This is a genomic window from Streptomyces sp. NPDC088350, from assembly GCF_044753545.1.
Taxonomy (GTDB): Bacteria; Actinomycetota; Actinomycetes; order Streptomycetales; family Streptomycetaceae; genus Streptomyces.
Genome location: NZ_JBIVNL010000004.1, coordinates 339,357 through 362,140 on the forward strand (window position 1 = coordinate 339,357; position 22,784 = coordinate 362,140).

The window sequence follows — 22,784 nt, forward strand, 5'->3', positions numbered from 1 at the left end:
ACGCATGGAGCCCCATTCCGCAGCCGCCTGGCTCGCAGAGGCCGCGAGCGCCGCCCCCCGGCAAGGGTCGGGGGATCTGCTCAGGGTCGTACTGATCGTGATGTTCCTCGGCTGCATCCTGACCGCGTGGTTCCTGCTGCGCGGGTACAAACAGAAGGACGACTGAGGCGCCCGTCGAGTTCCCTGCCGACGCCCATGTCGACTTCCCCATGGCGGAGTCGGCGTGATCGCCGCCAGGGTGCCCGCTTATCATGGGCCGACATCTTTATCCCGCTCTCCCCCACTCTCGACTTCGCTCGGGCGGGGGGACCCCCATCGGATAGGTTCTGCTGAAGATGAGCTACCACGGCACTGTTGCCCAGTTGGTCACTCTTGCCGCCGAGGGGGAGGGCGGGGGCAACCACGAGAGCCTCCAGCCGATCGTCACCGGTGGCGGCGCGTTCCTCCTCCTCATGCTCCTGCTGTGGATCACCACCCGCTTCAACCGCGACCGCTAGGGTCTGTCCCTTCTGTCCGCCGGACGGGTCTCGGGGCCTTCACACCGGGCCGGTAGGGTCTGCACGCATGGGAGAGCAGGACATGCCTACCGGTCCGGCGAACGACACGACGCGCGGCACGGAGAACCGAATGGTGAACGGCCCGCGCAACAACGGCCCGTCGAACCCCGGCAAGCGCCGTCTCGGCGTCATGGGCGGAACGTTCGACCCGATCCACCACGGACACCTCGTGGCGGCCAGTGAGGTCGCCGCGCAGTTCCACCTGGACGAGGTGGTGTTCGTACCGACCGGCCAGCCCTGGCAGAAGACCGACCGCAAGGTCGCGCTGGCCGAGGACCGCTACCTGATGACGGTGATCGCGACCGCCGAGAACCCCCAGTTCTCGGTGAGCCGTATCGACATCGACCGCGGTGGCCCCACCTACACCACGGACACCCTGCGCGACCTGCGCGCGATCAACCCCGACGCGGACCTCTTCTTCATCACCGGCGCCGACGCCCTCGGCCAGATCCTGACCTGGCGGGACGCGGAGGAACTGTTCTCCCTCGCGCACTTCATCGGGGTCACCCGGCCCGGCCACACCCTGACCGACCCGGGTCTCCCGGAGGGCGGCGTCTCGCTGGTCGAGGTTCCCGCGCTCGCCATCTCCTCCACAGACTGCCGTGCGAGAGTCGCGAAGGGAGATCCCGTCTGGTACCTGGTGCCCGACGGAGTCGTGCGCTATATCGACAAGCGCGAGCTGTACCGCGGCGAGTGAGCCGAGAGGGGCACCGGTGAACGACCGATACGACGCCGGGTACGGCGGCGACCAGTACGAACTCGTCGGCTACGACGAGTACAACCAGCCTGTCTACCGTCAGGTCCCGGTCCAGCAGACCCAACAGCCCCCGCAGCAGCAGCCGTACGACCCGTACGGACAGCAACAACAGGGCTATGCCTACGACCCGTACGCGACCGGCACGCAGCAGCAGACCGCCGCCGCGTACGACACGGGCCCGCAGGCGCCCCAGTCCGGCTACGACCCGTACGCCACCGGGACGACGACGGCCTACGACCCCTACGGGCAGACCGCGGCAAGCGGACAGCAGCCCCGGGTGGCCGAGCAGACCGCCTACATCCCGCAGCAGGCCGGGCCGGCCGAGGACACCGAAGCCCCGGACACCCCGGACGCGCGTGAACGGGATCACAACACCGGGCAGTTCGCCTTCGTGGAGGAGCCGACCGACGACTCCGAGGACGTCATCGACTGGCTGAACTTCACCGAGAACCGCACCGAGCGCCGCGAGGAGGCCAAGCGCCGGGCCCGCGGCCGTATGGTCGCCCTCGTCGTGGTCCTGGCGCTGGTCGTGTCCGGCGGTGTCGGCTACCTCTGGTACGCCGGGAAGCTCCCCGGAGTGTCCTCGTCCGCCTCGAAGTCCGGTACGACGACGGCCGCGGGCGCCCAGAACCGCGATGTGATCGTCGTCCACCTGCACAACACCTCGGGGGGCGGCACCTCCACGGCGCTGCTCGTGGACAACACCACCATCAAGCAGGGCACCACCGTCCTGGTGCCCAACTCCCTCGCCCTCACGGACGACGACGGCAACACCACGACGCTGGCCAAGTCGGTCGACGACGACGGCTCCTCCGGGACGCGCGACGAACTCGACACGGTCCTCGGCACCAACATCGAGGGCACCTGGCGGCTGGACACCCCCTACCTCCAGAACCTGGTCGACCTCGTCGGCAACATCAACGTCGACACCAACGTCGCCGTACCCGACCCGGCCGCGAAGAAGAAGAGTGCCGCGCCCCTCGTCCACAAGGGCAAGGACCAGACCCTCAGCGGCAACATGGCCGTCGCCTACGCCACCTACCGGGCCTCCGGGGAGGCCCAGAACGCCCAGCTGGAGCGGTTCGGGCAGGTCATGCAGGGCGTCCTGCGGCAGCTGACCTCCGACCCGACGGCGGCGACGACGACCGTGCAGACGCTGGCCCAGATCCTCGACCCGTCGCTGACCGACAAGGACCTCGGCACCTTCCTCGCCAAGCTCGCCGACCTCGCCAAGGGCGGCGCCTACAAGACGGCCCTGCTGCCCGTCCAGAACGACGGCACCATGACCGCGCAGGCCTCCGCGAGCGTCGTCAAGGACGTCCTCGGCGGCACCGCGAAGAGCCCCGACGAGGGCTCGGCGGTCCGGGTCGCCGTCCAGAACGCCACCGGCGTCAAGGACGACACCGAGAAGGCCCGCGTCGTCCTCCTCAACGGCGGCTTCACCTTCCTGGAGGCCGGTACTGCGGCCGCGGCCTCGGCCACGTCCAAGGTCACGTACTCCGGCCCGGCCGACAAGGAGAACGCCACCGAGGTAGCCAAGACCCTGGGCCTGCCCACCAGCACCGTGACCAAGGGCACGGTCTCCGCGAACGCGGACGTCTCGGTGGTCCTGGGCGAGGACTACAAGCCGTCGTCGTCCTCATGACGACCACGTAGGGGACGACGACGTAGTGGCTGTGTGACGGAGAGCACGCCCCGGAGCCGAAGCCGGTGTCCCGACCGGTGTCCGGGGCGTGATCCGTTATTCACGTGGGGTGCCGTCCGCGGTCCGTGAGACCCTTGAGGTCTGTTGACCGCCGACCGAAAGCCGCGTAGTGACCGCCACTGACCGCTCCATCGAGCTCATCTCCGCCGCCGCCCAGGCGGCCGCCGACAAGCTCGCGCACGACATCATCGCCTACGACGTCAGCGATGTGCTGTCGATCACGGACGCCTTCCTGCTGGCCTCCGCTCCCAACGACCGTCAGGTCAAGTCGATCGTCGACGAGATCGAGGAGCGGCTGAACAAGGAACTCGGCGCCAAGCCGGTGCGCCGCGAGGGCGACCGTGACGCCCGCTGGATCCTGCTCGACTACGTCGACATCGTCGTCCACGTCCAGCACAGCGAGGAGCGTGTCTTCTACGCCCTGGAGCGGCTGTGGAAGGACTGCCCCGAGCTGGACCTCCCCGCCGAGGCCAAGGCCACCCGCGGCAAGGGTGCCGAGCACGCCAAGCTGCGGGCCGAGGAGGACGCCTCCGAGTTCGGGGAGGTGCGGTGACCGCGGGCGCGGACGGCCGCAAGGCCGGCCGGGGCCGCCGCGTCATCCTGTGGCGGCACGGCCAGACCGCCTGGAACGTGGAGCGCCGCTTCCAGGGCACCACGGACGTCGAGCTGACCGACACCGGCATCGGCCAGGCCCGCCGGGCCGCCCGGCTGCTGGCCTCCCTCAAGCCCGACGCGATCGTCGCCTCCGACCTGAAGCGGGCCGCGAACACGGCCGCCGAGCTGGCCGCCCTCACCGACCTCGACGTCACCCACGACGAGGGCCTGCGGGAGACCTACGCGGGCGTCTGGCAGGGGCTGACGCACGAGGAGATCATCGGCCGCCACGGCGAGGAGTACGCCGCGTGGAAGCGCGGGGAGCCGGTGCGCCGCGGCGGCGGCGAACTGGAGACCGAGGTCGCCGACCGGGCCGCCCCCGTCGTGCTGCGGCACGCCGAGAAGCTGCCCGAGGACGGCACCCTCGTGGTGGTCAGCCACGGCGGCACGATCCGTACCACCATCGGGCGTCTCCTCGGTCTGGAGTCCCAGCACTGGGAGAGTCTCGGCGGCCTGTCCAACTGCTGCTGGTCCGTGCTCGGCGAGGGTGCCCGCGGCTGGCGCCTGCTGGAACACAACGCCGGCACGCTCCCGGAACCGGTGCTCGGCGACGACGACTGAGCGGCCCTCCAGGGCCCCGACCCCGGATTTCACTTTCCGGCAGGTCGCAGGCTAAAGTTCTTCTTGTTCGCCCCGCCGAGCGGGGCGAAACACCATGCGGCTCGGCCGCGTGGCACGAGGGGCTATAGCTCAGTTGGTAGAGCGCCTGCATGGCATGCAGGAGGTCAGGAGTTCAATTCTCCTTAGCTCCACAGATCGACACTCTCGAGTTGTCAGAGACCGGGAGCCGTCCAAGATCGCTTCGATGAGATCCCGTCCCGTTCAGGGGCGGGATTTTTTCGTCCCTGGCGGCACTGCCGGGCGACGGCGCGCCTCGGGGCCGTACTGTACGTGGCGTACGTCGGCGCGGGGGCCGGGCCCCTCGCCGCCCGCGGTCCGAGGCCGGGTCGCGGTTTTCGGCACACTGTTCTTCGACCGGCTTGAGTCACTTGGGGCCCCGGAGGCGTATACCTCTGCGAAGGCGCTTCTGGCGGGCGTGTTCGCCCTGGCGGGGACGGCCGCGGTGGGTGCCGTGTCCGGACTGGTACTAAGGCGTCGCTGACCGTATTGGTCCGGCCGTGGCAGAATCAAACGGCCGGAAGGGGGCGCGGCCCGACGGGAGGGAGTAGCGATGCCTGCGAGCATCATCGAGGAGGTCGACCACCTCTTCGATGCGGCGTTGATACGGGATACGATCACCCGCCTGAGCTGCCCTTCCTGCGGTTCCGCCCACGTGGCCCAAGTCCTCGGGGACAACGGCGGAGTTTCCTACGTGTGCACGGCCTGCGGCCACAGCTGGAGCTGATCGATGGGTGCACACAGGCGAAAGTGCGACTGGTGCGGCAGTGGGACGCCGATCGTCCGTGACATGGAACCGGTGAATCCCGACTACCAGTACTGGTGCGAGGAGTGCGCGCGGGCGCTGATCATAAAGGGCGACCCGATCGAGACGTACCGCGAACTCGAGGGTGAGCCGATCTACGGTCGACTCCTGGAAGAACACTGCACGTTGAAGCGGTTCTATTCGTTCGTCACCGCCTGACCCCGGCCGGGACCCCGCGAGGAGGTCCCGGCGAGCACGGCGACGGAAACGGATTTGGTGGTCCACGGGGTCGCCCGGTAATGTTGGCGTCGCCGCCGGGGAGACCCGGTAGCACATCGCAAGGGGCTATAGCTCAGTTGGTAGAGCGCCTGCATGGCATGCAGGAGGTCAGGAGTTCAATTCTCCTTAGCTCCACAGAAGTCGAAGGCGGGTCATCCCATGGGATGACCCGCCTTCGCTGTGTCCAGGGGGAGTTGCCCCGGTCATGGAGCGGCGGGCCGCCCCTGAGAGGGGTCGGCCCGCCGTCTGTGTGCTCTGCTCAGCGGCCCAGGGCCCGCCGGCCGCGGCCCTGGGACAGGACCGGCAGGTTGCGGGCCGGGCCCTTGTCCCGCGCGGTCTCCTCCTCCAGGCGCAGGGCGAGCGCCGGGCAACGGCGCACCGCGCGGAGCGCCTTCGCCTCCGCGTAACGCGGCACCTGGGCCTGCGCGACGGTGGGGAAGCCGTCGGCGCCGAGTTCGAAGACCTCCGGGAGGATGTCCGCGCACAGACCGTGGCCCCGGCACAGCGTCCAGTCGACGTAGATCTTCTGACGGCTGGGACCGCTCTCCTCGGCCTCCGCGCCGCTGGTGATGCCCGCGGGGAGCTGGCCGCCCTCGAAGAGCGGCAGAACGCCCTCCACGGGCCTTCCGCAGCCGTTTCCGAGGACGTGGGCGGCGAGGTCGTCCGTGAACGCCTTGATGGTCGACTCCAGGAACATCGCGGAGCCGTCGGGGTGCGAGCACGCGCCACGCCGCTTCACGGCCTTGGCGACCTGCTTGAGCGCCTCCAGGGCGGCCGGGCCGCCGCCGTTGAGGATGTCCTCCATGCCGCGCGCGGCGGCGGGCAGACCGAGGTAGCAGGGACCGCACTGTCCCGCGCTCTCGTCGGCCAGCCACTGGGCCACGCGCAGCGACTCGCCCAGGGGGCAGGTCTCCTGGGCGATCGGCATGATGGCGCCCGCGCCGAGCGCACCGCCCACCGCGTCCAGGGAGTTGCGGGAGACGATCGCCTCGTTGACCGTCGCCGCGTCGATCCACTTGCCGTGGTAACCGCCCGTCAGCACACCCTGGGGGACCGGCGGGGCGCCGGCCAGCTGCAGGACGTAGCGCAGCGGTACGCCTGTGGGGACCTCGATCACCATGGGGCGGGCGACCGCACCGGAGACCGTGAGCATGACGGTGCCGGGCTCGTCGTAGAGGCCGGTGTTGCCGTAGCGCTCGGGGCCGATGCGGGCGGCGATGGCGAGTTGGGCGAAGGTCTCGGCGTTGGAGAGCAGGGTGGGGACGCCGCCGACGCCGTTCTGGGAGGCGCTGACCTTGCGGCCGGGCGGGATCGCCGGGCCGCCGTCGATCGAGCGGATCAGGGACGCGGCGGCGCCGGTGACCATGCGGACCGGGTTGCGCTGGACGAACGCCTTCAGGGCCGAGCGGCGGGTGTTGCTCAGGCCGCGTTCGGCGAGCGCCGCCTCCATGGAGCGCTGCGTCGACTCCCGGGTGACCCCCACCACGAGCGTGCGGGCACCCAGGGCCTCGGCGACCAGGAGGGCGCCGTCCAGGATGAGGTGCGGGGCACGGTTGATGAGCACCGTGTCCTTGCGGCAGGCCGGTTCGTCCTCACTGCCGTTGACGACGACGACCGGCCGTACGCCGCGTTTGATCGCCGCTTCGGCGACCGACCGCAGCTTCTTGTGGAAGGGGAAGCCCGCGCCGCCGCGGCCCTTCAGGTTGATGGCCTCGGACAGCTTCGCGAGCTGCTCCCCGCCCATCGGTTCGAGCGGCCCGTGGACCTTGAGGTGCATGGGCAGGTCGAGTCTCTCGACAAGGTCGAAGCCCGATGTGAGCTGAGGAAGCCCGACGACGCGGACTTCCGGGACGTCGGGCAGGGCCTCGTTCACCTATAGCCTCCGGAAGGCGTGTTCCAAGGTTCGCCCGAGCCGCCCTGCGCGTCGAAGTCGTACGAAGCGTTGGGCGTTTGATCAGTGGCGGGACCGCTGTTGTACGTGTCATTGGGGTTGTACGTACCGGAGGCACCGTTCGACTCACCGGTGTCGTACACATATCCCTCGCCGTACCCGCCCGTGCCCGGATTGTTGTTGTACGTCGGGATGTTGTACCCGGTGTCCTGGAGCGGGTCGTAGGCCGACGGGGGCGCCTCGCCGACCGGCGGCGGGGACGGGATCGGCCAGCTGCCGGAGACGCTGCCGCCGCTGTCCACGCGCGGGACCCCCTGCGTGTTCTGCATGTCCATCGGCACGTTCATGCGCGCGGTCTGGTCGGTGACGTACGGCATCTGACCGGTGGACTCCGGCGTGGCGGTGCGATAGGCGGCGGCGAAACCGTTCGTGTCGGCCACCGGGGTCATGGACCTCGTCTCGTACTGGGCGGCGGGGTCCATACGCGGGATCGACCCGGTGTCGGTGAACGAGGGCTGCTGCGCGGGGCGTCGGCCCTCGGCCGGACGGCGGCTCTCGTAGCCGGGCAGCGCCGACTCGGCCACGCGGCCCCGGCTCGCGTCGAGTTCGTCGAGACCCGGCCGCTCCTCGTTGCCCAGGAGCATGGCGACCTTGTCGGCGAACTTCCGCTTGAAGGGGCGGGGTGCCGAGCGCAGGGCGAGGGCGGCGGCGACCCCGACCAGGCACAGCTCGTACGAGATCATGAAGAACGGCTTCGCCGCGCGGCCCGCGAACAGGCCGTGGACCAGCGCCGCGCACCAGGCCGGATAGGCCAGCATGTGCATCGCGCGCCAGCGGGCGGCGACCGGGGCCGGGGAGGCGAACTGGTTGCGCAGGGCGCCGGTGATGCCCACGAAGATCATGAGCAGGCCGGCCAGGGAGCCGAGGCCGATGAGTCCGGCGCTGCCCTTGACGCCGAGGCTGAAGGGGATCAGCGCGGCGATCAGGACGGTGTGGTCGAGCGCCAGCTTGACCGTGATGTGGATCACGAGGAACGCGATCGAGCCGACGGCGGTCACCCGGTGGATGCCCTGGGCCACGATCCGCTGGCGGATGTTGAGGACGACCCGGTCCTGGGCGACCAGCCCCCAGATCACCGAGCAGGTGAGGGAGACGAGCGAGAGGACGCCCGCGCCGAAGTTGAGGAAGCTCTGTACCTGGCTGCCTCCGAGCAGCACGAACACAGGTATGAAGATGAGGACGACGAGGCTCACCACGCCATAGGCCGAACGGCCCGGCTTGGGGAGCGAACTGGTACTACGACGAGGGTTCATGGGGGCAACTCCGAGCAGTATCGGGAAAGCGGTCCCGCTGCCGAACTCTAAGTGGCTCCATACCGGTGGGTACGAGGTTTGAGTTATTGCGTTGTTATCAAACGACTATGCGGTTGTACTGATGTCCCTTAGGGGGCGTTACGCGAAGTAACCCTTGACCTTGGGGCGGTGCTGCGTGCGATGCGCGGGGGCATCTAGAAGGCATACGGAAGCGCGTCGCGTTGTGCTCAAGCGCTGCGGTACCCTCATGCCATGCGTGCCGTACGCCTTCTGCTTAGCGAGCCGCGCTGATCAGTCCCGACCACCGGTGAACGGTGAGGTCGGAATCGGCGCGGCGTCCCCTCCTGTGCGAGGGGATTTTTCATTTGGTGGATGTCACACCCCGAATGTCGCAGCCGCCGGCAGAGACGATCGATGGAGTTTTGGATCATGAGCGAGACGAACCCCGCTGCCGCCGCCGAGGTGGTCGCCCCGCACCGCTACACGGCCGCCATGGCCGCGGACATCGAGGCACGCTGGCAGGACTTCTGGGAGGCCGAGGGTACCTACGAGGCGCCGAACCCGAGCGGCGACCTGGCAGGCGACCCCGAGCTGGCCGCCCGGCCCAAGAAGTTCATCATGGACATGTTCCCGTACCCCTCCGGCGCGGGCCTGCACGTAGGCCACCCCCTGGGCTACATCGCCACCGATGTGTTCGCCCGGTTCCAGCGGATGACCGGCCACAACGTCCTGCACACCCTGGGCTTCGACGCCTTCGGCCTGCCCGCCGAGCAGCACGCCGTGCAGACCGGTGAGCACCCCCGGATCACCACCGTGGCGGCCATCGACAACATGAAGTCCCAGCTGCGCGCGCTGGGCCTGGGCCACGACAAGCGCCGGTCGTTCGCCACGATCGACCCCGAGTACTACAAGTGGACCCAGTGGATCTTCCTGCAGATCTTCAACTCCTGGTACGACGACGAGGCCGACAAGGCCCGCCCGATCGCCGCGCTGATCGCCCAGTTCGAGTCCGGTGAGCGTGCCGTACCGGGCCACACGCGCGCGTGGCAGGCGCTGACCGCCGTCGAACGTGCCGACGTCCTGGGCGAGTTCCGCCTGGCGTACGCCTCCGAAGCGCCCGTCAACTGGTGCCCGGGCCTGGGCACCGTACTGGCCAACGAGGAGGTCACCGCCGACGGCCGCTCCGAGCGCGGCAACTTCCCCGTCTTCAAGGCCAAGCTGCGCCAGTGGAACATGCGGATTACCGCCTATGCCGACCGGCTGCTGGCGGACCTGGAGCAGCTGGACTGGCCCGAGGCCATCAAGCTGCAGCAGCGCAACTGGATCGGCCGCTCCGAGGGCGCCCGCGTCGACTTCCCTGTCGACGGCGAGCACGTCACCGTCTTCACCACGCGCCCCGACACCCTGTTCGGCGCGAGCTACATGGTGCTGGCGCCGGAGCACCCCCTGGTCGACAAGTTCACCCCGGCCGCCTGGCCCGAGGGCACGCACGACGTGTGGACCGGCGGCCACACCACCCCGGTGGAGGCCGTCGCCGCGTACCGCGCGCAGGCCGGCACCAAGTCCGACGTGGAGCGACAGGCCGAGGCCAAGGACAAGACCGGTGTCTTCACCGGCGCGTACGCGACCAACCCGGTCAACGGCGACCGCATCCCCGTCTTCATCGCCGACTACGTACTGATGGGCTACGGCACCGGCGCGATCATGGCCGTCCCCTGCGGCGACCAGCGCGACTTCGACTTCGCGCGCGCCTTCGAGCTGCCGATCCACTGCATCGTCGAGCCCACCGACGGCCGCGGCACCGACACGTCGACATGGGAGAACGCCTTCGGGGCGTACGACGCGAAGATCATCAACTCCTCGAACGACGAGATCTCCCTGGACGGCCTGCCCGTGGCCGAGGCCAAGGCCCGCATCACCGAGTGGATGGCCCGCAAGGGCATCGGCGAGGGCACCGTCAACTTCCGCCTGCGCGACTGGCTGTTCAGCCGCCAGCGCTACTGGGGCGAGCCCTTCCCGATCGTCTACGACGAGGACGGCGTCGCGCACTCGCTGCCCGAGTCGATGCTGCCCCTGGAGCTGCCGGAGGTCGAGGACTACTCGCCGCGCACCTTCGACCCGGACGACGCGAACACGTCCCCGGAGACGCCCCTGTCGCGCAACGAGGACTGGGTCGCCGTCACCCTGGACCTGGGCGACGGCCGAGGCCCCCAGAAGTACCGCCGCGAGACCAACACCATGCCGAACTGGGCCGGTTCCTGCTGGTACGAACTGCGCTACCTGGACCCGCACAACGACCAGAAGCTGGTCGACCCGGCCATCGAGCAGTACTGGATGGGCCCCCGCGCGGGCATGCCGCACGGCGGCGTCGACCTGTACGTCGGCGGCGCCGAACACGCCGTACTGCACCTGCTGTACGCCCGTTTCTGGTCCAAGGTGCTGTTCGACCTGGGGCACATCTCGTCCCCGGAGCCGTTCCACAAGCTGTTCAACCAGGGCATGATCCAGGCCTACGTCTACCGGGACAGCCGGGGCTTCCCGGTGCCGGCCGCCGAGGTCGAGGAGCGCGACGGCGCCTATTACCACCAGGGCGAGAAGGTCTCCCGGCTGCTGGGCAAGATGGGCAAGTCCCTGAAGAACGCGGTCACTCCGGACGAGATGTGCGCCGAGTACGGCGCCGACACCCTGCGCCTGTACGAGATGGCCATGGGCCCGCTGGACGTGTCCCGGCCGTGGGACACGCGCGCGGTGGTGGGCCAGTACCGGCTGCTGCAGCGGCTGTGGCGCAACGTCGTCGACGAGACGACCGGTGAGGTCACGGTCGTGGACGTCCCGGACTCCGACATCGACGTGGAGACGCTGCGCGCGCTGCACAAGGCGATCGACGGTGTCCGCCAGGACCTGCAGGGGCTGCGCTTCAACACGGCCATCGCGAAGATCACCGAGCTGAACAACCAGCTGACCAAGGCGGGCGGGGCGGTACCGCGGTCCGTCGCCGAGTCCCTGGTGCTGCTGGTCGCGCCGCTGGCCCCGCACATCGCCGAGGAACTGTGGCGCAAGCTGGGCCGCACCGACACGGTGGTCCACCAGGAGTTCCCGGTCGCCGACCCGGCGTACGTCGTGGACGAGAGCGTGACCTGCGTCGTGCAGATCAAGGGCAAGGTCAAGGCGCGTCTGGAGGTCTCCCCGACGATCTCCGAGGCCGAGCTGGAGAAGGTCGCGCTGGCCGACGAGAAGGTCGTCGCCGCGCTGGAGGGCGCGGGCATCCGCAAGGTGATCGTGCGGGCGCCGAAGCTGGTGAACATCGTTCCGGCGTAGCGGTCGCAGTGGGTGTGGTCGCGGTCGATCGACAGGCCGCGGCGGGTCCCTCGGGGTAGTCCCCTACGGGCAGGTTCGGGGTTCTGGTGGAACTCCGGACCTGCCCGTTGCGTTTACCGTTGAAGAGCGGCGCGGCGTGCGCCGCCCCAAGCCGGTGGAGGAGCGTTGGAAGCCGTGATCGCAGTCTTCGCCCTTCTCTTCCTGCTGTTCGTGGTTCTCGGTGGCTACGCCGCGGTGAAGGCGATCGGCGCGGCCAAGCGCGGCGTCGACCGCACCGTCGCGCAGGCCCGGCGCACGGTCGAGGACCACACCCTGCGCGCCAAGTCCTTCGCCCAGCCCGGACCGCAGGGACAGGTCGCCCAACTCCGGCTCGCGCTGCGCACGTCGATGCGCGCGACCCAGGACGCGCTGCACGCGGGCGTGACCGAGGACGAGTCCCTCAAGGAGTCCCTGGGCCTCTTCGAGCGGCTCAGCGCGCACGGCCGCGAACTCGACGGCGAACTCAGGCGACTGGAGTCCGAGCCGGACCGCGGCACGCTCGCCGAGCGACTGCCCGCCCTGCGCGAGCGCACCGAGCGCATCACGAAGTCGGCGGACTCGCTGCGCTGGGCGGCCCGCGACCGCGCCGGCCGCTTCGCGGAGGACGACCTGGACGCGCTGAGCGCCCAGATAGACGTGGAGGCCGGTGCCCTGCGGCACTGGACGAAGTCGGAGCACGCGCCACCCCCGTGGCCCGACGCCCCGCCCGCCGACGCCACGACGGGCCGGCAGACCTGGCCGGAGACCCCGCGCTCCCGCCCCGCCGAGGAACCGGCCCCGTCCGCCATCACCCCGCCGGGACGGCGCCCGACCTACCCCTGGCAGAAGAAACCCCGCCCGGAGAGCACGACTTGATCGGGCGGCACGGCCCGGTCCGCCGGCCCGTGGTGATCCGGCCGGTTCCGGCCCAGGTGAGAGGGGTCGGGCTGCCGTCCGGCCGTTGCGACAGGTAACCTCCAGCTCATGTCCCGCCATGTCGCGATCGTCACCGATTCAACGGCCTACCTGCCGCCGCTGACGATGGAGCGCCACGGCATCACAGCGGTGCCGCTGACCGTGGTCCTCGGCGACCGGGCGCTCGAAGAGGGCACCGAGATCTCGACCCGCTCCCTGGCCCAGGCCCTGCAGAAGCGGCGCCCGGTCACCACCTCGCGCCCCAGCCCCCAGCTCTTCGCGGAGACCTACCGCAGGGTCGCCGAGTCCGGCGCCACCGGCATCGTCTCCCTCCACCTCTCCGCCGAACTCTCCGGCACCTACGACGCGGCGGTCGTCGCGGCGCGCGAGGCACCGGTGCCGGTGCGGGTCGTGGACACCGGGATGGTCGCGATGGCCCTCGGCTTCTGCGCGCTCGCCGCGGCCGAGACGGCGGAGGCGGGCGGCACGGTGGACGAGGCCGTCACGGCCGCCGAGAAGCGCGCCGCCGGTACCTCCGCCTACTTCTACGTCGACACCCTCGACTATCTGCGCCGGGGCGGCCGAATCGGCGCGGCACAGGCCCTGTTGGGCTCCGCGCTCGCTGTGAAGCCTCTGCTCCAGCTGGAGGGCGGGCGCATCGAACTCCTGGAGAAGGTTCGGACGGCGTCGAAGGCGATCGCCCGTCTGGAGGAACTCGCGGCGGACCGGGCGGGCAGCGCGCAGGTAGACATCGCCGTTCACCATCTCTCCGCGCCCGAGCGGGCGTCGGCTCTCGCGGACCGGTTGCGGGCGCGGGTGCCCGGGCTGGTGGATCTGCATGTGAGCGAGGTCGGGGCGGTGATCGGGGCGCATACCGGGCCCGGGTTGTTGGGGGCTGTGGTTTCGCCGCGGTGACGGATGCCAGCGGGGGTGACGGATCCCGGCGGGGTGACGTTCGTGGGCCGGTGGTCCGTGTGGGTGACGGAGTTGTCCACAACTGGCCGGTCGTCCCCGGGAATTGACCAAGATCATCGCGAAGTCGCGGAATGTCCGATCCTCGGCGCATGGCACTTCGATCACGCTCACGCACAGCGACCGCGACCAGCGGCCCGGGCCGCGCCCCGTCCTCCGACGGCCGCACCCGGCATCGCCGCCTGCCGACCCGGGGGCGGGCACATCGGCAGGCTTCGGCGGAGGAACTTCGGCGACGCGCGGAGGTGCTGTTCGCTGAACGGGGCGGGGAGCGGGGGGAGTTGGGGGACGGGCCGCCGGGTGGGGAGCCGGGCGTGGGGGACGGCGAGGACTCTCGTCCGGCGGTGGCCGAAGGTGCGGGGCGTCATGTTCCACCCGCGACCGAGGCGATGGGGCGTTCTGTTCCGCCTGTGGTGAGGGCGTCGGGGCTTCGTTCTCCGGTGCCGGCCGATGCCGGTCCGTGGGCTGTTCCGGGGTTGGGGCAGCGGGCGGTCCCGGTGGCGTCGTCGGCGGGTGTTGCCGTGGCGCCTGATGTCCCGTACATCGAAGGCGCCGGCCATGCCGGAGACTTCGGCGGTACCGGAGAAGCCGCTGTCGGCGGCGATCGTACGGCCGGGCCCTGGCGGGAGCGGGTCGGGCCGGCTCTGCGGGAGCGGATGCCGGTGTGGGTGCAGACGCGGTGTGGGCTGGAGCGGCGGAGCGCGGTCGCGCTCGGTGTGCTGCTTGTCGTGGCCGCGGTGTTCGCCGTGCAGCATTTCTGGGCGGGCCGGACCCAGCCCGTGCGGGCACCGGACGTGGTGCGGGCGGTGGCTCCCTACGCGGGCGGGGACGCGGGTGGGAGTGGGGGTGAGGACGGGAGCGGGGCCGCCGGCAAGGCGGGTGGGTCGCGCGTTTCGTCGGCCGGAGTGCGGGGCGCTGCGAGCGCGGCCGGGACCGAGATCGTCGTGGACGTCAGTGGCAAGGTCCGTGCGCCCGGGGTTCATCGGCTTCCGGCCGGTTCGCGGGTGACCGATGCGCTGCGTGCGGCGGGTGGGGTGCGCCCGGGTACGAACACCGAGGGGCTCAACCGCGCGCGGTTCCTCGTGGACGGCGAGCAGATCGTCGTCGGCGGTCCGGCACCGGCGGCGGTGCCCGGCGCGGGCGGTGCGAACACCGCGGGGGTGGCGGGCTCGGTGGGTTCCGTCGGGGGAGCGGCTCCGACGGCCCCCATCTCGCTCAACACGGCCACCGCGGACCAGCTCAACTCCCTGCCGGGCGTGGGTCCGGTGCTGGCCCAGCACATCATCGACTACCGCACCCAGCACGGCGGCTTCCGCTCGGTGAACGAGCTGCGCCAGGTCAACGGCATCGGCGACCGCCGCTTCGCCGATCTGCGGAATCTGGTGCAGCCATGATCCGCGTGCGCGACGATCCGCCCGAGTCCGCGACGCGTCGTCGCCCTAGTGCGAAGGACGACGGCTCCTCGCCGCCTCGCCGAGACGTGCACGCCGCCGCCGGGAATCGACGGGGTGCCGCACACCCCCACCAGGAAGGGCCGACGGACCTACGACTCGTACCGCCCGCGCTCGCGGCCTGGGCGACGGCGGCACTGGCGCTGGACGCGTCGCCGGCCTGGGTCACCGGGATCGCCCTCGCGGCGCTGATGGTGGCTCTCGTACTGCTCCTGGTGACAGGGCGGAGGGGCGGCGGCCGTATCTCTTCACAGCTGGACGCACACCCTGACCCCTCACCGGAAGAAGTCCGCCTGGCACCGCCGACGCGGCAGGCCGTATGGCCCCGGGCCTCGATCGCCGCCCTGCTCCTCTCCATCGCCGCGGCTGCCGCCTCCGCCGGGCTGCACGGGGCCGATCTGCGCCGTGGGCCGGTGCCGGAGTTGGCGCGGGAGTACGCGGCCGTCACCGCGGAGGTGGAGGTCGGTTCCGATCCACGGCTGACCCGGCCCCGGATCAGTGGGGATCACGCGGCTCCGGTCTCCGTGCTGATCGAGGCCGAGGTGCGACGGGTGGAGGAGACGGACGGGACCGTCGTGGAAACGCGGGCGCCGGTGTTGTTGATCGTCGATCCGGGCTCGTCCGCCAAGGGAGCGGGAAGGTTTGGCGGGGCACGGGGTTCCGGTGGTGGGCCGGGGCGTTCGCCCTGGCTCGGGCTGCTTCCTTCGACGCGGGTGAGGGTGACCGCGCGGTTGGCGCCCCCGCTGACGAGCGGGGACCGGGTCGCGGCCGTGCTGCGGGTGCGGAACCAGCCGGTGCCGGAGGTGGTGGGGGAACCGACCGGAGCACAGCGGTTCGCGGGACGGTTGCGGGCCGGGCTGCGCGAGGCCACCGACGGGCTGCCGGCGGACGCGCGGGCCCTGCTGCCCGGGCTGGTCGTCGGCGACACGGCACGCATCACACCCGAACTGGACGAGGCCTTCAAGGAGACCGACCTCGCACACACCCTCGCCGTCTCCGGAAGCAACCTCACCATCCTGCTGGCTCTCCTCATCGGACCACCCGGCCTCGCCCAGCACATCGAACGCCGGGGCCTGGCACCGCGCTTGGGGATCTCCCTCAGGGCGACGGCGCTGCTCGGCGGGGTGCTCACACTCGGATTCGTCGTCGTGTGCCGGCCCGACCCGAGCGTGCTGCGGGCCGCGGCCTGCGGAGCCGTCGCGCTGCTCGCCCTGGCGACCGGACGCCGCAGATCACTGATCCCGGCCCTGGCGACGGCCGTACTGCTCCTGGTGCTCTACGACCCGTGGCTGGCCCGCAGTTACGGCTTCCTGCTCTCCGTGCTGGCCACCGGCGCCCTGCTCACGCTCGCGCCGCGCTGGAGCGAGACGCTGCGACGGCACCGGGTTCCGCCGCGGCTGGCCGAGGCGGTGGCCGCCGCTGCCGCAGCGCAGGCCCTGTGCGCGCCGGTCGTGGCCGTGCTGTCGGCGCGGGTCAGCCTGGTTGCCGTGCCGTGCAACCTGCTCGCGGAGATCGCCGTCGCACCGGCCACTGTGCTGGGCTTCGCCGCGCTGGCGACGGCACCGGTGGCGATGCCGGTGGCCAAGGTCCTTGCCTGGGGCGCGAGTTGGCCCGCCGGATGGATCGCGGACGTCGCGCGGACCGGCGCGGCGCTGCCGGGTGGGGGAGTGGACTGGCCGGGCAGTTGGACCGGGGCGCTGCTGCTCGCCGTGGCCGTAGCGGTCCTCGTGCTGGTCGGGCGACGGCTGTTGAGGCATCCCTGGCTGTGCGGTGTCTGCGGGTTGCTCCTGCTGCTGGTCGTGGTGGAACCGGCGCCGCTCACCCGGGTGATCACGGGATGGCCGCCGCCGGGCTGGCGGTTCGCGATGTGCGATGTCGGGCAGGGTGACGCGACGGTGCTCGCGGCGGGCGAGGGCGCCGGCGTGGTGGTGGACGCCGGACCCGATCCGAAGCTGGTCGACCAGTGTCTGCGCACCCTCGGCATCACCAGGATTCCGCTTGTCGTCCTGACCCACTTCCACGCCGACCACGTGGCGGGACTGCCCGGGGTGTTGCGGGGCCGTTCGGTCGGCGCCATCGAGACGACGTCCTTCGAAGAACCCGCGGACCAGGCCGAGTTCGTCAGGAGAGCGGCGGCGGAACGGCACATCCCGATCACCCGTGCCGTGGCCGGGGAACAGCGACGCACCGGTCCGCTCTCCTGGCAGGTGCTGTGGCCCCCGCCACGCCCGGCGCCGGACCCGGACGGCCCGAACGACGCCAGCGTCGCCCTGCTGGTACGGACGGCCGGGCTGCGCCTGCTGCTGCTCGGGGACCTCGAACCCCTGGCCCAGCAGGAGCTGTTGAGGTCACCGGCGGCCGGTCTGCTGGGAGGGGTGGACGTGCTCAAGGTCGCCCACCACGGTTCGGCCTACCAGGACCCGGATCTGATACGCAGGGTGGCCCCGCGGCTGGCGCTGATCTCCTGCGGTGAGCACAACGTCTACGGGCACCCCGCCCCGAGCACGGTCGCGGCGCTGCGGGCCATGGGCGCGGTGGTCCTGCGGACGGATGTGGACGGGGCGCTGGCGGTGGGAGGCGCGGGGGACGGGCTCCAGGTGACACGGGACTGACGGCATCGGCGCTTGGCCGCAGGCGGAGCCAGACTGGGGGCATGAATCCCGCACAGGTTGACGCCTATCTCCGCCGGCTGGGAGTCCAGCGCCCGGCGCGGCCCACCGTCGATGTCCTGCGCGAGCTGCATCTGCGCCATCTGCGGACCGTGCCCTTCGAGAATCTGTCGGTTCATCTGGGAGAGGAGATCGTGCTGGAGGAGAAGCGGCTGCTGGACAAGGTGGTGGGCGCGGGAAGGGGAGGGTTCTGCTACGAACTGAACGGACTGTTCGGCGCGTTGCTCACCGCGCTGGGCTTCGAGGTCACGCTGCTCGCGGCGCGGGTGCACGGGGACGAGGGGCGGCTGGGCATTCCGTACGACCATCTCGCGCTGCGGGTGCGGACGGGGGACGGGGACGGAGGCAGGGACGGGGACGGGGACGACGGCGTGTGGCTGGCCGACGTCGGGTTCGGGACGCACAGTCACTATCCGCTGGCCTATGAGGAGCGGGGTGAACAGAAGGACCCCGGCGGTACGTTCAGCGTTGTCGCGTCGGGGCCGGACGGGGACCTGGACGTGCTCCGGAACGGAAAGCCCGAGTACCGCCTGGAGGTGCGCCCCCGGGTGCTCGGTGACTTCGTGGCCGGGGCGTGGTGGCACAGCACCTCGCCCGTGTCGCACTTCACCCGGTCACTGGTCTGCTCACGGCTCACGGACGACGGCGGGAGGATCACGCTCAGCGGTCGCGGGCTGACGGTGACGGCGCCGGACGGTACCCGGGACGTACGTGAACTGGCCACGGACGAGGAGGTGTTGGCGGTGTACCGGGAGCGGTTCGGGATCGAGCTGGGGGAGGTGCCGACGGTGCGCGAGCCCGCGTAGCCCGGGTGGGTGCGCGCGAGCCCGCGGTCGTGCCGGAAAATGTCCTCGTGAGCGATGTGAGACATGTGCTGGTACTGCCCGACCGTGACGCGGCCCAGGAGGCGGCGGAGGTGATCGGGGAGCGGTTCGCGCTCGACGAGGAGCCGCGGTTGGTGCGGGACGCGCTGGCCGGTGAGGACGATGCCGAGGACGCGCAGTGGCTTCTCGTGCTGCGGGACGAGGAGGGGCGGCTCGATCCCGGGGAGCTGGACGCGTTCGCGGGGGAGTGGGACGGCTGGCGCGAGGAGCCGTAGCAGCCGCCGGGTCCGCTACCGGCCCCGCACCCGCATCCCGGCACCCCACCCGCACCCCCCCCGCTCGTACCCCGAGTGTCAGTGGCGCGTGCGATGCTTTACGAGATGGCCAGGAAGACTGCGAATGACGACCCTCTCGCCCCGGTGACGCTTGCCGTGGGCCAGGAGGACCTCCTGCTCGACCGTGCCGTGCAGGAGGTGGTGGCCGCCGCCCGGGCCGCCGACGCCGACACGGACGTACGTGACCTGACTTCGGACCAGTTGCAGCCCGGCACGCTCGCCGAGTTGACCAGTCCGTCGCTCTTCGCGGAGCGGAAGGTCGTGGTCGTACGCAATGCGCAGGATCTGTCCGCGGACACGATCAAGGATGTGAAGGGGTATCTCGACGCGCCCGCCGAGGAGATCACCCTGGTGTTGCTGCACGCGGGCGGGGTCAAGGGCAAAGGGCTGCTCGATGCCGCACGCAAGGCGGGGGCGCGGGAGGTGGCCTGCCCGAAGATGACGAAGCCGGCGGACCGGCTGGCCTTCGTGCGGGGTGAGTTCCGGGCGACCGGGAGATCGGCCACGCCGGAGGCGTGCCAGGCGCTCGTCGACTCCATCGGCAGCGATCTGCGGGAGCTGGCGTCCGCCGTCTCCCAGTTGGTCGCCGATGTCGAGGGGACCATCGACGAGGCGATCGTCGGGCGGTACTACACGGGGCGGGCCGAGGCGTCGAGCTTCACGGTCGCGGACCGGGCCGTGGAAGGGCGGGCGGCGGAGGCGCTGGAGGCGCTGCGGTGGTCGTTGTCCACCGGGGTGGCGCCGGTGCTGATCACCAGCGCGTTGGCGCAGGGGGTGCGGGCGATCGGGAAGCTGTCGTCCGCGCGGAGCGGGCGGCCGGCGGATCTGGCGCGGGAGCTGGGGATGCCGCCGTGGAAGATCGACCGGGTGCGCCAGCAGATGCGCGGGTGGACACCGGACGCGGTCTCCGTCGCGCTGCGGGCGGTGGCCGAGGCGGACGCGGGAGTGAAGGGCGGGGGGGACGATCCGGAGTACGCGTTGGAGAAGGCGGTCGTCGCGATCGCTCGGGCGGCTCGGTCGCGGGGACAGGCCTGACAGCTCCACCCCCGGAACACACGACTGAGCGGGGACACAGCAATGCCCCCGAAGTGGGTCCGGGGGCACTGTACGTGGCGTGGCGACCACGATGTCTGTCCGTGAATCGAGGTAGAGGGCTCGACGTGTCCTCACGGTGGATTGCTACTGGTCCCGGCCCGGGATGCGGGCCGAGTCGAGTGCGGGAGGATCAGCCCTTGAGCGCGATGACCTTGGAAGCAAGCGCCGACTTCTTGTTGGCGGCCTGGTTCTTGTGGATGACGCCCTTGGCGACGGCCTTGTCGAGCTGACGCGCGGCAGCGCGCTGGTACTCGGTGGCCTTCTCGACGTCACCCGCGGCCGCTGCCTCACGGGCCTTGCGGATCGCGGTCTTCAGTGAGGACTTGACGGCCTTGTTGCGCAGCCGAGCCTTCTCGTTGGTCTTGATCCGCTTGATCTGGGACTTGATGTTCGCCACGAATGAGCCTTTGCAGGTTCTGGCACGGGGCCGCACGGGTCCCGGGCCGATGATTTTTCTTGGGGTGCGTCCCGCGCCCGAACTCGTGCAAGAGAGGGCATGAGACACAGCCACCCAGGCTACCAGCCGCCCACCGGGCCACCCAAACCGGTCCTAGAGAGGCGTCCGAGAGGCCTCCGGCGAACCTCTCGCACCGGCCCAAACCGGACCGCACCTCCCACGCGTGGGACGATGGAGTCTACGTATCGATCCGACCCGAGACCGCAGACACTGCGGACGCCTCAAGAATCAGGACCCTGCGTGCCCGCGATCCCCAGCCATGTGCCCGAGCCGAGCCGTACCGACCCGGCGTTGATCCGCAATTTCTGCATCATCGCGCACATCGACCACGGCAAGTCCACGCTCGCCGACCGGATGCTCCAGCTGACCGGAGTGGTCGACCAGCGGCAGATGCGTGCTCAGTACCTCGACCGCATGGACATCGAGCGCGAGCGCGGCATCACGATCAAGTCCCAGGCGGTGCGTCTGCCGTGGGCCCCCACCGACGGGGCCGACGAGGGCAGTACCCACATCCTCAACATGATCGACACCCCGGGACACGTCGACTTCACGTACGAGGTCTCGCGGTCGCTCGCCGCCTGCGAGGGCACCGTGCTGCTCGTGGACGCCGCCCAGGGCATCGAGGCCCAGACCCTCGCCAACCTGTACCTGGCGATGGAGAACGAACTCACGATCATCCCCGTACTGAACAAGATCGACCTGCCGGCCGCGCAGCCCGAGAAGTTCGCGGAGGAGCTGGCCAACCTCGTCGGGTGCGAGCCCGACGACGTGCTGCGGGTGTCCGCGAAGACCGGTATCGGGGTCGACGTACTGCTCAACAAGGTCGTCAAGGAGGTCCCGGCGCCCGTCGGGAACGCCGACGCGCCCGCCCGCGCCATGATCTTCGACTCCGTCTACGACTCCTACCGCGGTGTCGTGACGTACATCAGGGTCATCGACGGTCAGCTCACCAAGCGCGAGAAGATCCGGATGATGTCCACGAACGCCACGCACGAGCTGCTGGAGATCGGGACGAACTCGCCGGAGATGCTCGGCGCGGACGGCCTCGGCGTCGGCGAGGTCGGCTATCTGATCACCGGTGTGAAGGACGTCCGCCAGTCCAAGGTCGGTGACACGATCACCACCCTGCACCAGGGCGCGACCGAGGCGCTCGGCGGTTACAAGGACCCCAAGCCCATGGTCTTCTCGGGCCTGTATCCGCTGGACGGGTCCGACTACCCGGAGCTGCGCGAGGCCCTCGACAAGCTCCAGCTCAACGACGCCGCGCTCGTCTACGAGCCGGAGACCTCGGCGGCGCTGGGCTTCGGCTTCCGTGTCGGTTTCCTCGGGCTGCTGCACCTGGACGTGATCCGGGAGCGGCTGGAGCGCGAGTTCGGACTCGACCTCATCGCGACCGCGCCGAACGTGGTGTACCGGGTCGAGATGGAGGACGGCAGCGAGCACGTCGTCACCAACCCGAGCGAGTTCCCCGAGGGGAAGATCGACAAGGTCTACGAGCCCGTCGTGCGCGCGACGATCCTCGCGCCGTCGGAGTTCATCGGCTCGATCATGGAGCTGTGCCAGACCCGGCGCGGCACCCTGCTCGGCATGGACTACCTGTCGGAGGACCGGGTCGAGATCCGGTACACGCTCCCCCTCGCGGAGATCGTCTTCGACTTCTTCGACCAGCTGAAGTCCAAGACCCGCGGCTACGCCTCGCTCGACTACGAGCCCACCGGCGAGGTGTCCTCCAGCCTGGTCAAGGTCGACATCCTGCTGCACGGCGACAAGGTGGACGCCTTCTCGGCGATCACGCACAAGGACGCGGCGTACGCGTACGGCGTGCGGCTGGTCGCCAAGCTGCGGGAGCTGATCCCGCGGCAGGCCTTCGAGGTGCCCATTCAGGCGGCCATCGGCTCCCGGGTCATCGCCCGCGAGACCATCCGCGCCATCCGCAAGGACGTCCTCGCCAAGTGCTACGGCGGTGACATCTCCCGGAAGCGGAAGCTGCTGGAGAAGCAGAAGGAGGGCAAGAAGCGGATGAAGATGGTGGGTTCCGTGGAGGTTCCCCAGGAGGCCTTCATCGCGGTGCTGTCCAGCGACGACAGCGGCGGCGGGGCCAAGGGCAAGAAGTAGCGGCGACGCATGGGGCCCGTTGCGCTTTCGCGCGGCGGGCCCCAAGTCTTGGCTCTGGAGGAAGTGACCGTCCGCCGCCCCTTACGCACCGGCCGG

General features: G+C 70.5%; 20 protein-coding genes and 2 tRNA genes. 19 read left to right on the forward strand and 3 right to left on the reverse strand.

The genetic code is table 11. The features are described from left to right. Window positions 1–4 precede the first annotated feature (4 nt). The 10 genes from ACIQBL_RS15410 to ACIQBL_RS15455 all read left to right on the forward strand — a co-directional run bounded on the left by ACIQBL_RS15410 (window position 5) and on the right by ACIQBL_RS15455 (window position 5,450). A complete protein-coding gene (locus tag ACIQBL_RS15410; RefSeq protein WP_033285921.1) occupies window positions 5–166 on the forward strand; it encodes a hypothetical protein in 162 nt (53 codons plus the stop codon). Between the two features lie 169 nt (window positions 167–335). Continuing rightward, window positions 336–497, forward strand: a complete 162-nt coding sequence (locus tag ACIQBL_RS15415; protein WP_401941405.1) for a hypothetical protein — start codon at window positions 336–338, stop codon at window positions 495–497. 67 nt (window positions 498–564) lie between these two features. Beyond that, window positions 565–1,254, forward strand: a complete 690-nt coding sequence (gene nadD, locus ACIQBL_RS15420; protein ID WP_401941408.1) for a nicotinate-nucleotide adenylyltransferase — start codon at window positions 565–567, stop codon at window positions 1,252–1,254. Window positions 1,255–1,270: 16 nt separating this feature from the next. Then, window positions 1,271–2,959, forward strand: a complete 1,689-nt coding sequence (locus ACIQBL_RS15425) for an LCP family protein (protein ID WP_401941410.1) — start codon at window positions 1,271–1,273, stop codon at window positions 2,957–2,959. 169 nt (window positions 2,960–3,128) lie between these two features. Then, the gene (rsfS, locus tag ACIQBL_RS15430) at window positions 3,129–3,572 is read left to right on the forward strand and encodes a ribosome silencing factor (RefSeq protein WP_401941413.1); all 444 of its coding nucleotides are present in this window, start codon (window positions 3,129–3,131) and stop codon (window positions 3,570–3,572) included. After that, window positions 3,569–4,234, forward strand: a complete 666-nt coding sequence (locus ACIQBL_RS15435) for a histidine phosphatase family protein (protein WP_401941416.1) — start codon at window positions 3,569–3,571, stop codon at window positions 4,232–4,234. Before rsfS ends, ACIQBL_RS15435 begins: the two co-directional genes overlap by 4 nt. Window positions 4,235–4,352: 118 nt before the next feature. Then, a tRNA-Ala gene (locus ACIQBL_RS15440) sits at window positions 4,353–4,425 on the forward strand. 419 nt (window positions 4,426–4,844) lie between these two features. Then, complete coding sequence (locus ACIQBL_RS15445; protein WP_019063265.1) at window positions 4,845–5,018, forward strand: hypothetical protein; 174 nt, start codon at window positions 4,845–4,847, stop codon at window positions 5,016–5,018. Between the two features lie 3 nt (window positions 5,019–5,021). Beyond that, window positions 5,022–5,255: a hypothetical protein gene (locus tag ACIQBL_RS15450; RefSeq protein WP_003976229.1), complete on the forward strand. Its 234-nt coding sequence runs from the start codon at window positions 5,022–5,024 to the stop codon at window positions 5,253–5,255. Window positions 5,256–5,377: 122 nt separating this feature from the next. Continuing rightward, window positions 5,378–5,450: transfer RNA gene (locus tag ACIQBL_RS15455), tRNA-Ala, on the forward strand. Between the two features lie 124 nt (window positions 5,451–5,574). Here the strand turns inward: ACIQBL_RS15455 and ACIQBL_RS15460 are convergent. Beyond that, window positions 5,575–7,188, reverse strand: a complete 1,614-nt coding sequence (locus tag ACIQBL_RS15460) for an NADH-ubiquinone oxidoreductase-F iron-sulfur binding region domain-containing protein (protein ID WP_401941419.1) — start codon at window positions 7,186–7,188, stop codon at window positions 5,575–5,577. Then, the gene (locus tag ACIQBL_RS15465; protein ID WP_401941422.1) at window positions 7,185–8,519 is read right to left on the reverse strand and encodes a cytochrome b/b6 domain-containing protein; all 1,335 of its coding nucleotides are present in this window, start codon (window positions 8,517–8,519) and stop codon (window positions 7,185–7,187) included. The genes ACIQBL_RS15460 and ACIQBL_RS15465 overlap by 4 nt, the downstream gene beginning before the upstream one ends. Before the next feature lie 429 nt (window positions 8,520–8,948). On the opposite strand from ACIQBL_RS15465, the gene leuS reads away from it, so the two are divergent. The 8 genes from leuS to holA all read left to right on the forward strand — a co-directional run bounded on the left by leuS (window position 8,949) and on the right by holA (window position 20,056). Beyond that, window positions 8,949–11,837, forward strand: a complete 2,889-nt coding sequence (leuS, locus tag ACIQBL_RS15470) for a leucine--tRNA ligase (RefSeq protein ID WP_401941424.1) — start codon at window positions 8,949–8,951, stop codon at window positions 11,835–11,837. Between the two features lie 165 nt (window positions 11,838–12,002). Next, window positions 12,003–12,731: a hypothetical protein gene (locus ACIQBL_RS15475; protein ID WP_401941426.1), complete on the forward strand. Its 729-nt coding sequence runs from the start codon at window positions 12,003–12,005 to the stop codon at window positions 12,729–12,731. 108 nt (window positions 12,732–12,839) lie between these two features. Next, complete coding sequence (locus ACIQBL_RS15480; protein WP_401941427.1) at window positions 12,840–13,685, forward strand: DegV family protein; 846 nt, start codon at window positions 12,840–12,842, stop codon at window positions 13,683–13,685. Between the two features lie 149 nt (window positions 13,686–13,834). Next, complete coding sequence (locus ACIQBL_RS15485) at window positions 13,835–15,136, forward strand: helix-hairpin-helix domain-containing protein (protein WP_401941430.1); 1,302 nt, start codon at window positions 13,835–13,837, stop codon at window positions 15,134–15,136. After that, on the forward strand, window positions 15,133–17,805 hold the full coding sequence (locus ACIQBL_RS15490; RefSeq protein ID WP_401941433.1) for a ComEC/Rec2 family competence protein: 2,673 nt from the start codon (window positions 15,133–15,135) through the stop codon (window positions 17,803–17,805). Before ACIQBL_RS15485 ends, ACIQBL_RS15490 begins: the two co-directional genes overlap by 4 nt. A 41-nt stretch (window positions 17,806–17,846) precedes the next feature. Beyond that, window positions 17,847–18,668, forward strand: coding sequence for an arylamine N-acetyltransferase (locus ACIQBL_RS15495; protein WP_401941436.1), 822 nt, complete (start codon window positions 17,847–17,849; stop codon window positions 18,666–18,668). 47 nt (window positions 18,669–18,715) lie between these two features. Continuing rightward, entirely contained in the window at window positions 18,716–18,961 is a 246-nt protein-coding gene (locus ACIQBL_RS15500) for a hypothetical protein (protein WP_401941439.1), read from the forward strand. 105 nt (window positions 18,962–19,066) lie between these two features. Then, window positions 19,067–20,056, forward strand: a complete 990-nt coding sequence (holA, locus tag ACIQBL_RS15505; protein ID WP_401941441.1) for a DNA polymerase III subunit delta — start codon at window positions 19,067–19,069, stop codon at window positions 20,054–20,056. 190 nt (window positions 20,057–20,246) lie between these two features. Here holA and rpsT read toward each other — a convergent pair whose 3' ends face one another. Beyond that, complete coding sequence (gene rpsT, locus ACIQBL_RS15510) at window positions 20,247–20,513, reverse strand: 30S ribosomal protein S20 (protein ID WP_363097277.1); 267 nt, start codon at window positions 20,511–20,513, stop codon at window positions 20,247–20,249. 300 nt (window positions 20,514–20,813) lie between these two features. Between rpsT and lepA the strand changes: the two genes are divergently transcribed. After that, complete coding sequence (lepA, locus tag ACIQBL_RS15515) at window positions 20,814–22,688, forward strand: translation elongation factor 4 (RefSeq protein WP_401941444.1); 1,875 nt, start codon at window positions 20,814–20,816, stop codon at window positions 22,686–22,688. The last annotated feature ends 96 nt before the right edge of the window (window positions 22,689–22,784 follow it).